Source organism: Ruminococcus sp. RTP21358st1_G6_RTP21358_211008, from assembly GCF_040908885.1.
GTDB lineage: Bacteria > Bacillota > Clostridia > Lachnospirales > Lachnospiraceae > Blautia_A > Blautia_A faecis.
On record NZ_JBDGDM010000004.1, the window covers coordinates 85072 to 97630 of the forward strand.

At 44.2% G+C, this 12559-nt stretch carries 13 protein-coding genes; 4 read left to right on the forward strand and 9 right to left on the reverse strand.

Annotated elements, in window-relative coordinates:
• Positions 1–20: 20 nt before the first annotated feature.
• Positions 21–1778 carry a S8 family peptidase gene (locus AB5Z12_RS02710; protein WP_347087770.1) on the reverse strand — a complete coding sequence of 586 codons (1758 nt, stop codon included), beginning with the start codon at positions 1776–1778 and terminating at the stop codon, positions 21–23.
• Positions 1779–1990: 212 nt separating this feature from the next.
• Positions 1991–3172 (reverse strand): sugar MFS transporter, encoded by a 1182-nt coding sequence (locus AB5Z12_RS02715; RefSeq protein WP_118580427.1) that lies wholly within the window; start codon positions 3170–3172, stop codon positions 1991–1993.
• A gap of 98 nt (positions 3173–3270) precedes the next feature.
• On the opposite strand from AB5Z12_RS02715, the gene AB5Z12_RS02720 reads away from it, so the two are divergent.
• Both AB5Z12_RS02720 and AB5Z12_RS02725 read left to right on the forward strand, forming a co-directional pair.
• A complete protein-coding gene (locus AB5Z12_RS02720; RefSeq protein WP_368072602.1) occupies positions 3271–3435 on the forward strand; it encodes a DUF6783 domain-containing protein in 165 nt (54 codons plus the stop codon).
• Positions 3432–4334, forward strand: a complete 903-nt coding sequence (locus AB5Z12_RS02725; protein ID WP_173716535.1) for a helix-turn-helix domain-containing protein — start codon at positions 3432–3434, stop codon at positions 4332–4334. Before AB5Z12_RS02720 ends, AB5Z12_RS02725 begins: the two co-directional genes overlap by 4 nt.
• 300 nt (positions 4335–4634) lie before the next feature.
• On the opposite strand, the gene AB5Z12_RS02730 is transcribed toward AB5Z12_RS02725, so the two are convergent.
• From AB5Z12_RS02730 to rsxC, 4 genes are all read right to left on the reverse strand, one after another.
• Positions 4635–6356: an MATE family efflux transporter gene (locus AB5Z12_RS02730; RefSeq protein ID WP_173716537.1), complete on the reverse strand. Its 1722-nt coding sequence runs from the start codon at positions 6354–6356 to the stop codon at positions 4635–4637.
• Between the two features lie 366 nt (positions 6357–6722).
• Entirely contained in the window at positions 6723–7601 is an 879-nt protein-coding gene (locus tag AB5Z12_RS02735) for a methylenetetrahydrofolate reductase (protein WP_173716538.1), read from the reverse strand.
• 41 nt (positions 7602–7642) lie between these two features.
• Positions 7643–8263, reverse strand: coding sequence for a methylenetetrahydrofolate reductase C-terminal domain-containing protein (locus AB5Z12_RS02740; protein ID WP_173716540.1), 621 nt, complete (start codon positions 8261–8263; stop codon positions 7643–7645).
• 1 nt (position 8264) lies between these two features.
• A complete protein-coding gene (gene rsxC / locus AB5Z12_RS02745; RefSeq protein WP_368356739.1) occupies positions 8265–10229 on the reverse strand; it encodes an electron transport complex subunit RsxC in 1965 nt (654 codons plus the stop codon).
• Between the two features lie 264 nt (positions 10230–10493).
• Here rsxC and AB5Z12_RS02750 point away from each other — a divergent pair, with 264 nt between their 5' ends.
• Positions 10494–11003, forward strand: a complete 510-nt coding sequence (locus AB5Z12_RS02750) for a hypothetical protein (protein WP_148461039.1) — start codon at positions 10494–10496, stop codon at positions 11001–11003.
• 31 nt (positions 11004–11034) lie between these two features.
• On the opposite strand, the gene AB5Z12_RS02755 is transcribed toward AB5Z12_RS02750, so the two are convergent.
• Together AB5Z12_RS02755 and AB5Z12_RS02760 are read right to left on the reverse strand one after the other, a co-directional pair.
• Positions 11035–11649 (reverse strand): NUDIX hydrolase, encoded by a 615-nt coding sequence (locus AB5Z12_RS02755; RefSeq protein WP_118580392.1) that lies wholly within the window; start codon positions 11647–11649, stop codon positions 11035–11037.
• A 15-nt stretch (positions 11650–11664) separates the two neighbouring features.
• Complete coding sequence (locus AB5Z12_RS02760) at positions 11665–11808, reverse strand: DUF6783 domain-containing protein (protein WP_319017810.1); 144 nt, start codon at positions 11806–11808, stop codon at positions 11665–11667.
• Here AB5Z12_RS02760 and AB5Z12_RS02765 point away from each other — a divergent pair.
• Positions 11740–11919, forward strand: coding sequence for a DUF6783 domain-containing protein (locus AB5Z12_RS02765; RefSeq protein ID WP_319017188.1), 180 nt, complete (start codon positions 11740–11742; stop codon positions 11917–11919). The genes AB5Z12_RS02760 and AB5Z12_RS02765 overlap by 69 nt on opposite strands.
• On the opposite strand, the gene AB5Z12_RS02770 is transcribed toward AB5Z12_RS02765, so the two are convergent.
• Entirely contained in the window at positions 11883–12518 is a 636-nt protein-coding gene (locus AB5Z12_RS02770) for an ECF transporter S component (protein WP_118580386.1), read from the reverse strand. The genes AB5Z12_RS02765 and AB5Z12_RS02770 overlap by 37 nt on opposite strands.
• Positions 12519–12559: the final 41 nt, after the last annotated feature.

Consider the following 12559-nt stretch of genomic DNA (forward strand, 5'->3'; position numbering starts at 1 on the left):
CATCTTGTACATTAATTATCCTATTCTGGCAGGCTACTTTCCAAACAGAGCCGTCCCCACCCGATTAAGTCATTTGGCAACTTTTCCGATCTTTGCAAGGCTTTTGCACCACGACGGAGATAGGCTTTTAGTTTTTCGCCATAGAGGTAGGGATCTTTTCGGCGGGTGATTCCCCATTCCATAAGGAGGGCGGCTGCACCGGTAACGAAAGGCGTGGAAAAGGAAGTGCCAGTGAAGGATGCATAGCCTCCACCAGAGCGGGGAGCATAGATATCAACACCGGGAGCGACAAGGTCGGGTTTTGGATAGGGGAGGGCACGACAGCCGCGGCCAGAGAAATCAGCATAGGTGTTTTGACGGGCGTCGTAGGCGCCGACGCTGATCACGCGTCTGGCAGTGGCAGGGATTGTGAGGGTTCCCTGAGGACGTGGAAGATAGAAGGCTGTGCCTGGGTTTAGCGTTTTGCCACCTGGAAGCCACAGGAAATATTCCCCGTTTTTTATATTTCTTGCTGCTAAGATTGTTTTCCACACACCGCTGTCTACATAGGGGGTTTTCTCATCCTGCGGCAGAAAATCCACATAAATCTCCTGCGTCACATGATACGGTGCCGGTTTTCCATAATAAATCAGAAGTTCCGTATTTCCCGCCTGCCAACGCTGGGCGCCCAGTGTTTCAAAAAGGGGGCCAACACGCTCCCCGGCTGGATGTTCCAGATAGATTTCCATCTCATCTTCGTAATTTTTCCAAAGCTGCACATTTAAGGTAGGCTCAAAGGCACCAACACCAAGTTCAATTTCCTGGATTTCACCTGGCGAAAGCTTTCCTCCGGTATGCAGAGCATCATTTCCATTGTTGCCCATTCCTACACAAATCACATTTTTCCCCATACCGGACACATTGTCCAGATAAGTTTCCAGCAGAGAATCGCCTCTGTGTGAGCCATAATTATTTCCAAAGCTTAAATTGAGCGCGATTGGTCTTCCAAGCCGTATAGCCTGCCGAACCAGATAATCTACACCTTGCATCAGCTCTGTAGTTCTTGGAAAAGAGTCCTGTCTTGGAATACCCATTTTCACAACCAGAAGGTCACTTTCATATGCCACACCCCGGTTCACTGCCCCACGGGAAAAATCGCTGCCAGCTGCCACTCCAAGCACAGCGGTTCCATGACCGCTTCCATCTTCAGACGGAACAAGGCGCCGCCCCTCCTGCACAGAGAGGGACAACGCCTCATTGATTTCCTCATTGGTATATTCAGTTCCTGTTGCATAGCCCTCCGGGGGATTACCGGGAATGCTCTGATCCCACAAACGCAGAATCCTGGACTTTCCATCTGCTGTAAGAAATGCAGGATGCCTGTAATCCACCCCGGAATCCACAATTCCGATCAACACGCCGCGCCCTGTCAGCTGCAGATTCCCCGGTTCATCGCGCTGTACCTGGGTAATACAGCTTGCCTCTTTTGAAAAAAGATCTTCAAAATACAGACGGGTGGGCTTTTCTATAAATTCTATCTGGGGACGTCGGGAATATTCTTCCAGCATACTTTCAGGAAGCGTCACAATGGCATACCCGCCAAGGAGAGGAACCACGGAAATTCCGGATCCACCAAGCAACGCCTCAACAGAATCACCCATTTCACTATACTTCACAATAATTTCCCACTTTCGTGTCTGCTTCTCATACCCCACATTCAGATTTCGGGATTTCTCTCTTTCCTCTTCTGTGGCATCCAGCGCAAGGTTCAAAAGATTATCCAGCTTCTGATCTGGCATATTTCCTCCATTTTGCAGCATATGCATACTCAGAATATACTTATCTTTAATTTACGCCAACCCGTTTTAAATAATACCTCAGCCTTCCTATTATATTTCAGAGCGTGTTTGAAAATCATTCCCACCATCTGTACTCCCTGCTTTATGGAAATTTTTTGCAGAAAGCCTTTTTCAAACACGTTCTAAACCCTCTGTAGATTTTCAAATACCAGTTATTTTTCCTCTACTTTCACCTTTTTCAGCAGAAAAATCATCACCAGCAGCACCACTGGGAAAATCAGTCCTACGCCCATACCCACGCGGATATTATCTCCTGCATTCTGTGTGACACGCCCCACGATTCCAGGGCCTATGCTGCCTCCAAGGTCTCCTGCCATGGCAAGAAGGGCAAACATGGCGGTTCCGCCGGCTGGAAATTTCTTAGAGGAAATACTGATGGTACCAGGCCACATGATTCCAACAGAAAATCCACAGACAATACAGCCGATCAGTCCTGCTGCCGGATTGGAGGACAGAGATGCAAGAAGATAGCAGAATACGCATAAAATTCCGGAGCCTGCCATAAATTTCATCAAGTCCATTTTATCTCCGTATTTTCCAAAGATCATACGGCTGATTCCCATCGTAATGGCAAACATGCAGGGACCGGCCAGGTCTCCGATGGTCTTTGACAGTCCAAGTGCCGCCTCTGCATAGGCAGATGCCCACTGGGACATGGACAGCTCTGATGCCCCTGAACACACCATCAGACACACGGCAATCCAGAACACAGGCTTACGAAACAGTTCCCTGATCTTCATGCCTTCCCCTTCATCCACCAGATGTTCGATGGGACAGGTGGCAAAGTTGTAAACATTAACGGCCGGAACGATTGCCCACAAAACTGCCAGCCACTTCCAGCTGTCCATTCCAAAAACTGCGAAAAACAGGGTGGAAACTGCAATGGTTCCCACAGAGCCCCAGCAGTAGAAGGAATGAAGAAGACTCATGGTCGCTTCTTTATTTTTGAAAGGACATGCTTCCATAATAGGACTGCACAGCACTTCAATCAGTCCGCTTCCAACAGCATAAACAATAACACTGATGATAATTCCCATAAAAGGATCTGGCAAAAGCTCCGGAAGAAATGCCAGCCCCACCAGTCCTAAAGCGGAACTGATCTCAGAGGTTACAATGCACACGCGATATCCGATTTTGTCCACAAATCGGGCACAAAACAAGTCAACCAGCAGCTGGGTAAAGAAAAAGCAGGTGGAGATCAGTGCAATATTTCCAAGGGAAATATGATAATCTGTGTGAAATTTCAGAAACAGCAAAGGTGCAAAATTTGCTGCTATAGCCTGGGTGATAAAGCCCATATAACAGGCTCGTTTGGTTTTCTGGTAATTTGGCATGATTGGTTCTCCTTTTTTTCTTCTTTAAAGAAGATTTTTGTCTTATTGGATTATATTATATTTAAATGTGTTTTTCATTGGATTATTTCTGATTTTTATTGTATAATATCGTAAAAACATTAATTTTCTATTTTTTCGGGGCACTTCCCAGAGCGGTTCGAAAAAGGTTTTCTGCAAAATATACCGCAAAGTGGGACGAGCAGATTGCGGGAATGATTTTCAAACAGGCTCCAGGTCTCGATTTGAGGATAAACAAGATATGAAAGAAACCAACGTATATACCAAAATTATTACCGACGAAAATTTAATGGAGACCATTCCCCACGGAAGCCAGGACTATCCCTTTCGCTACTATTATGAGCATTTAGCCCAATTTGATTTTAACTGCATAGACTGGCACTGGCATACGGAGCTGGAATTTGTGTATATTCAATCCGGAACCGTAACTGCATGGATTGGGGAAAAACAGCTGGAGCTGCCATCTGACAGCGGCATTTTTATTAATTCCAAATTCCTTCACCGTTTTTCCTCTCCTGTGGATGCTGTCATCCCAAACTTTCTCTGCATGCCCTCTTTCCTTGCAGCTACAGACAGCTATATTTACCAGAATTATGTGAAGCCTATCATTTCTTCGAATATTCCTTTTTGGATTTTTCGCAGGGAGATTTCCTGGCAGACCAAAGTTCTTGATCTTATGAAGCAGATTATTTCTGCGCAGACTTCCGGTTCTTCCTGCCATCTTCTGACCTTTGCCCTTATGCAGCAGCTCTGGCTGGAAATATACAAGCATACAGATCTTTCCACTATGCCGGAAATCACTGGACAGTTCTCTGTAAACCGCGCAAGACTCCAGCTGATGATGCAGTTTATTCACGAAAATTACAGAAGAAATCTTTCCCTGGATGAGATTGCTGCACAGTCTATGATCAGCAAAAGCTCTGCCTTAAATCTTTTTCGGAGCTATCTTCACATCACGCCGGTCAATTATCTCATAAACTATCGGCTGAAACAGGCTGCTCTTCTGCTCTCCCATACAGAGAAAAAAGTCAGCACCATTTCAGCCGAAACCGGTTTTCACAATGTAGATTATTTTTGCAGAGCTTTCAAAAAGCACTACCAGGTGACACCTGGGGAATATCGGAAAGAAAAGTGGGATAAATAGCTGTTATTTGTTATTTTTACATTTCGCATTCAGTGCATTCACAACAGCGTCATAAAGCGGTTTCGCCTGCGGTGCAGCACCAAGCAGCTCTGCCACTTCATAAACACCATATGCGGTTGCATACAGGCGGACTTTCTTTACCTTTTTATCAAGTACAAATGTCTTTCCAAATACCGGGAACGTGTGATCAAGGTAACAGAATCCTTATTCTCCCAGAAACACAGTCTGGCTCATGAGTGGTCACCTCCATCTGGTAATTTATTTAAACTCAGTTTAGCATGTTGCCATATGTAAAACAAGTTATATCGTCACATAAAGATAATTGAACACCAGCTTTCTCTGATACTCATAATACTTCGCCTTTTTCTTGATCATTTCCATTACAGCACGGTCAACCTCGTCACCGCGAAGGTCGAAAGGATTGTAGGAATTGACATTGTCCCGGATCCGCAGGATGCATTCACCGTTGTTATCCATTACTTTTACGGATACATAATATTTCTTATCTGTTTCACCGATACCAAATTTCATAATATTCAGAAGCAGCTCCTCCACGATCAGATGGATAAAGAAGGACTGTTTAAAATCAAGTTCCCATTCATCGCACAACCCTTCCAGATTCTGGGACATTTTTTCCATACTGCCTTCCTCGATGGGATAATATTCCTCAAAAACCCGGTTGGTAAAACTGTATTTTTCTTTTATGTAATCTTTTATTTTTCCAAATATCTGTATTGCAAAAACCAGCAGCAGGCAAACTCCCTCACTTATTACATACACAAGCGCAAGCCCTACGATTCCCTTTTTCTCAATCAGTAAAAATCCGGCCACCAGCATGAGAATGAAGTTACGTAAAACAGATAACCCGGAAGCATATCTTGTCTTTCCTATTGTTTGCCAGAAGGACGTGGTTACCACATTCACTCCTGCCAGAGCCACGCTTAATGCATAAATACGAAATGCGGTCGCTGCTGTTTCCAGTGCCGGACCATCATTCAGACCGAAGAATATCAGTATGTTTTTTGCCCCGGCTGCAAAAAACAATGCCATAATCATTCCTGCTGCTGCAACAATCCGCAGTCCATCGTGATACACCGCCAGCATTCCTTTCCAGTCCTTCTCTCCGCCTAAAATGGAGATAACCGTAGAAGCAGCAGCTCCGGCACCGTCAAACATAGCCCCCGGAATGGTACTCATGGTATAAATAACACCAAATACAGCCACAGAAAAAGTGCCATTTTCTGAGTTTCCCTTTAACAGCATAGTATTAAACACCAGCATAACCACCGCCTGAAAAATAAATGCAGAGCCTACGCCAAATCCATTTTCCACATATTCTTTGATCTCATTTCCTGTAGGAATGTGAAAATGAAAGCTTAAAAGCGCCTGCTTGTTCCAAAAATGAGTAAGCAGAATCAGAGTTCCTACTGTTTCCGCAATACATAAAGACGCCGAAGCCCCAACAAGTCCCCAGTTCAGTACTTTCATAAATAACAGATCCAGGCTTAAATTGGTGACAATAACGCCAGCAGAAGAAATGGCAGCCAGCTTTGGTGCTCCGTCTGTCCGCACTGCTATGGAAAGAATATTATATACCACATAAATTGGGGCAAAAGCAAACACTACCGTCAGATACTGCAGGGCCTGTGGCAAAAGCTCCGGTGTGGCACCAAGCAGACTGCATAATGTGCTGCGAAATATGAGAGATACTGCTGCGAAAAGCACACCTGTTATCAGGCCTGCACTTAATACGGAGCCGAAAACCCGATTTGCACCTTTTAGATCTGCTTCACCGAGTTTTTTCCCAATTAAGACGCCTGCACCGCCTCCTAAGGTGATCCCCATAAGTAAATAAAGCAGAAATACCGGTGTAGCAATATTCGCCACAGCCAGTCCGGTACTGCCTATAAAATTTCCTACCAGAGTAGCATCCACAAGGGTGGATACGGTAACCCCAAGAGAAGAGCATACTCCCCAGAATAAAAAGGTTCTGTATGCACTTTTTGCATAGTTTGTTTCCATATAATTTTCCTCCTGCCCCATCACTTCCCAATAATAAAATTATATCGTTCATTTCTGTTTAAAACAATACTATTTTTATATGAAAGTCAGCTGTTCCGCGCCTATGGCACTCCCACAGTTGCCGACCGCATTCGTAATCCGGGCTATCGCCCTACTTACTCATACGGTCTAGCCCGTCCGATACCCAAGAATTCGCTCATGCAAGCATGGCTCATTCTTGGTTGCCGTCCAGGACTTTCATAGCAAGTAAAAAAACGAGCCATCTTCCACAAACGCAGATTCCTGCATTCATGGTTCGGACGGCCCGTGTAATTTTACCGAATAAAGTAAGTCCCCTGCTGGGGTTGCGAATATCCGCTTGACTTTTTAGATTTCAGCTAATTTCAGTAGTTCCGGAATCTTGGACTCCCAGCCAAGTGCCATGATATGAACACCCTGGCAGTATGGCTTGCACTCTTTGATAATACGTGCAGCGATCTCAACACCGGTAATTCCAGCTTTTGTCTTTTCTTTGTCAGCCTTCAGTTCCTCAATCATCTCATCCGGAACATGAATGCCGGCAACATTGTTATTCATGAATTTCGCCATTCCAGCGGACTTCGGAATAATAATTCCAACCTGTACAGGTTTTCCGAACTGTTTTGCTTTTTCCATAAATTTGATAAATTTCTCCGGCTCAAATACAGCCTGTGTCTGGAAATAATCAGCACCAGCAGCAACCTTTCTCTCCATCTTCGCAAGCTGTGCATCAACGGAATCACTGCATGGAGACACAACAGCACCCTTGGAGAATTTCGGAGGCTCTCCAACAAGCTGGTTTCCGCCAAGATCCACACCGGACTCCAGAAGCTTCACTGTGTGAAGAAGGGATACGGAATCAAGGTCGAAGACCGGTTTTGCCTGAGGATGATCGCCCATTTTAGTATGATCACCGGTAAGACAGAGAATATTGTCAATACCAAACATAGCTGCGCTGAGAAGATCAGACTCCAGAGCGATACGGTTTCTGTCACGGCATGCAAGCTGGAAAATGGGATTCATGCCTGCATCTTTAAGAACCTTACACATTGCAAGAGATCCAAGACGCATAACAGAAGACTGGTTATCTGTTACGTTAACTGCATGAACACCTGTAAGGTATGTTTTGGCTTCTTCTACCAGCTCATTTACATGGATTCCTTTCGGCGGTCCTACTTCTGCTGAAACTGCAAATTCACCACGATCGAATAATTCTTTCATTTTCATATTATATTTGCTCCAATCATTAAAAATTTAGGATTAACCTTTTATTTCACTTCATCATCTGTAGCAAAATTGTGGATCTGTGTCGGGCATTTCAGCACATCAAGGCGTCCAATCTCTTTCAGGCGTCTGTAAATACGCTCCCATCCACACTCCATTTCGCTGTCCACTTCGCATTTTCCATTCTTGGAACCGCCGCACTGACCATTCACAAGGCTCTTGGAACATGCTGTGATCGGGCAGATTCCACCTGTCAGATTCAGATAACACTCACCGCACTGATCGCATTTATATTCTAATGGTGTCACTCCCTGGAAACCAGGTACCGGATATGTATCACAGGCAGCACAGACCATCTTATCTTCCAGATATTCAGAAATTGTCTGCACGCCAACACCACAGGAAAATACAAGAACCAGATCTGCTTCCTGAATTTTGCTCATATGTTTCTGAATACGCAGCTCCATGTTCTCCGGATTACAAATATAATCAGTAGTCATAATTCCTGTCACATTTCCTTCAGCGGAAAGCTCCTTCTGAAGTTCAACAGCTTCTTTTTCCGGAAAATGAACCTCTTTACATCCATGACAGTTAATAATGAAAACTTTTTTTCCGGCTGTCAGTGATGTGATTGCTTCTTTTGCTTTTAACTGGGTAATCAACATATCACTTCATCCCCCTTACTGCATTTTTTCCGGCTTTAATACTGTCGATGATCGGAATCTTGGAAGAACAGATATACTGACAGCATCTGCACTCAACACAATCCATAACATTCATGTCCTTCATGCCCTGCCAGTTCTCGTCTTTGGCATATTTTACAAAGTACAGCGGAGACAGCTCCATCGGACAGACATCTACACAGCGTCCGCATTTGATACATGGCTGCTCTTTGGTCTCATCTGTATCAATTGCAATGATACCGTTGGAGCCTTTCATCATAGGTACATCCAGTGTATTCAGAGGGAATCCCATCATAGGTCCACCCATCTTAACCAGAACATCCTCATCTGTAAATCCACCGCAGTAGTCGATCAGCTCTCTTACACTTGTACCAATTTTGATGATAAAGTTTCCAGGATTCTTGATCTTCTCGCCTGTAACAGTGGCAACACGCTCAATCAGAGGCATTCCTGTCTGGATTGCGTCTGAAATTGCCTTTACTGTACTGATATTATCTACTACAACACCAACATCTGCCGGAAGACCGCCGCTTGGAACAATTCTGCCCATAACACGCTTGATCAGAGTTTTCTCAGCGCCCTGTGGGTATTTGGTTCTGGCAACAAATACTTCCATATCTCCGATATTGGCAACTTTTTCCTGCATTAATTCAATGGCATCCGGCTTATTATCCTCAATAACAATGATACCCTTCTGGGCACCGGTTGTCTTAAGAACTGCTCGCAGACCAAAAATAATATCATTTGCATACTCAAGAAGTACTCTGTGATCTGCTGTCAAAAGCGGTTCACATTCGCAGCCATTGAGAAGGATGGTATCAACTGGTTTCGCTGGTTTCAGCTTGACACAGGTCGGGAAACCTGCACCACCCATACCAACGATTCCTGCTTCACGAATGATCTCAATGATTTCATCCGGAGTAAGCTTGTCAAGGTCTCCATGTGGCTGTACGGATTCGTGTAGAGTATTTTTTCCATCCGATTCAATAACAACAGCCATCACTTCACTGCCTCTTGTGCCGTGCATACGAGGTTCAACAGCAACTACCGTTCCGCTTACGCTGGAATGTACAGGAGCGCTGATAAATCCGGCAGCTTCGCCGATTTTCTGACCGACTTTTACAATGTCACCAACCTGAACGATGGGATTCGCCGGAGCACCCAGATGCTGAGACATGGAAATTACAACCGTCTTCGGATCCGGGAACTTCTTAAGAGCAATGTGCTCACTGAATTCCTTGCGCTCTGACGGATGAACACCACCATAATAACCATCCAGTCTGTTTTCTCTGATTGATTTCACATAATCATTGATCACCTTGAAATTAACCTTGGAGAAATCACGAACCTGTACGGGCTGATTAAGGAATTCTTCCAGACGTCCCTGTTTCGCCAGTCTCTGGTAAATTTTCTCCCATGCGCAGTCCTTATTGGGATCTACTTCGCACTTTCCATTCTTTGCTCCACCGCACTGACCATTCACAAGACTCTTGGAACAGTCGACGATAGGACAGACACCACCGGTAATATTCAGATAACACTGTGCACATGCATCACAGCTCTTCTTGGTAAGTGCCATGCCATGATGACCTCTGTAGTTAAGGGTATTGCTTGCAGCAACAACCGGCTTACCTGCCAGATCTGCAACAGTCTGAATACCAAGACCACAGGAAATTACTACCACATTCTCTGTTCCTTCCGGAAGCAGATCCTGCAATTTTCTTTCTGTATGCATTTTGTTGCATAAGAAATCAACTTTCGCACTACCTGTGACAGTCTTTCCCTGCTCCTTTGCAAACTTCAGGAATTCATCGCAATCCGGTTCCTCAACCGTCTCAAATTCCTTAAAGCACTTATTACAGGCAATCACAAACAGGTTGTCCTTGCCGTTCAGCACTGATGCAAGCTCATCACTGCTTTTCAGCTTGTACTTAGTATAATTTTCCAATTGCTCACCTTCCTTATAATAGAAATTATATTCTTATACTATCTGTTCTTATCCGTTCCCTCCACAAAAAAACTTATAAAAGCAGATAAATAAGTTACTGTTTTTTTCCTATATAATATAACATAAACTGACTATTTTATCCAGACTTTGTAACTATTCTTAACCATACTGTTTTTATTTTTTACAAAATCATTCCTGGATGTGTTATAATTGGGATATCTGTTGAATAACCGTTAATAAAGATACTTATGAGGTGTAATATTTATGAGATACAAAGATGAATTCCATATCGCATCCACAGCGGTTCTGCTTAGTATGGCTATGTTTGGAATTTCCGTAGTGGTTCCCAAGGAGAGCCGTGTTCCCACAGCCAAGACCACTTTGACAGAAGCACCGGAAACTGCAGCTGAACAGGCTGAACAGGCTGAATTTCCGATTTACAGCCAGGACAGCAACTATGACAGTTCTTACGATAGCAGCCAGAACGATACTTCTTATGACAGCAGCCAGGTAGACGGCAGCTATGATAATTCAGATACGGATTCCTCTGACAGTGGTCAGATTACTTATCCTACAGAAGATTCCGAAGACAGTTCAGGAAGCGACACTACCGATAATACCGATATTCCTGATTATACAGAGGATCCTTCAGAGGACTACGGAACAGAAGACAGCGGAGACCTTGATTATACAGAGGATGGCTCTGGTACCGGTTCCGATAATAGAGACAGCTCATCCGATACTTCCGGTCAGGATATTGAATACTATGAATAACAAAATCCCCGAAAATTTCGGGGATTTTGTTTTACCTGATCTTATTCAAAAATCCAAATGGTTCCTTATCTTCCAGAAAATGCATCAGCATATATGCCGTCATGATTGCTACATTCTCTTCCTTCAGAATCCGCTTCACTTCCTCGCGGTCCGCCAGAATCACTTCAATTTCTTCCGTATCTTCCTGTGCCTTGGAACTGATTTCGCCGCTGGCATATCCATATACAGTCGCACAAGACTCGTCTGTCATTCCTACAGTAGTGAAATAGGGCTTCTGGTAAGCTTCTGCTACCGGAATGGGATCAAGCTTCAGTCCGGTTTCCTCGTACATTTCACGAATTGCGCCTTCATGGTAATTCTCATCTGGCTCTACCAGACCAGCTGGAAATTCATAAATATAATCGCCTAATGTATAACGATACTGGCGAATCAACACCACTTTGTCATGTTTTTCGCCATAAATGCTATAAATGATCACACCGTCCGGATTGTTCTTATGTGTCACCATTTTCAGGCTGTCTACATCTTTTGCACGGGAAGACACAAAATAGTTTACCGGGGTATTGTGCACACTGGTGGCTTTTACATTATAAAGGTTTACATAACGATTATCTGTCTGTTTGGTAATGCTGTTGATTTTTCCCATAGGAACCTCTTTTCGTCAGTTCTTGCTGTTCTGGTCAGAGGTCTCGCTACAGCGTGTTTGAAAAAAGCTTTCTGCAAGATGTGCGTCACAATTTGTGGGAGATTTTGTCCGGATAAGGGCGCCGTAGCGGGCTACGGCAACCGAATTCGGGCAAAATATACCGCAAAGTGGGGCGTGCAGATTGCGGGAATGATTTTTCAAACAGGCTCTAGATCTCATCAAGGAACAGAGAATCAGTCACCGCGAAGAATCACACGGATTCTTTTATAAATAAAGAACACGATCACTGAGGTTAATGTGTATTTGAATAAATTGAATGGTACAAGGATCATAATTGCAAAAGTAAGAAGGTTGGTTACACCGCTGTGTACTGCTGCACCCATTTCAATAAATGCCTGTACCGGCATTCCAAATGCTTTTCCGTATGCCGGAAGAAGTACAAATGCGTTTACAAAGCATGCAAGCACTGTGGTAAGAATTACACCTGCTGCCATACCTGCCACTGCGTGTGTTCTTGTCTTCTTATGCTGATAACGATAAATCAGTCCGGCTGGAACTACATAAGAACAGCCAAAGAGGAAGTTTGCCACATCACCAACGCCTGCTGTCATAGTTCCCTTGGTTACCAGATGTACCAGAATTTTCACCAGTTCAATCAGTATACCTGCTACAGGTCCCATTGCAAAAGAACCGATCAGTGCTGGAATCTCAGAGAAATCCAACTGATAAAAGGACGGTGCCAGAAATGGCAGCGGTACCTCAAAATTCATCAACACACCTGCCACAGCACCTAACATCGCTACCTGGGCAATGGTTCTGGTACGGCTTCGTTCCATTACGTTTCCATTTTTGATTACTTGTTCGCTCATACTCATTGCTCCTTAAATTATAATATTTAAAGAAAATTTCT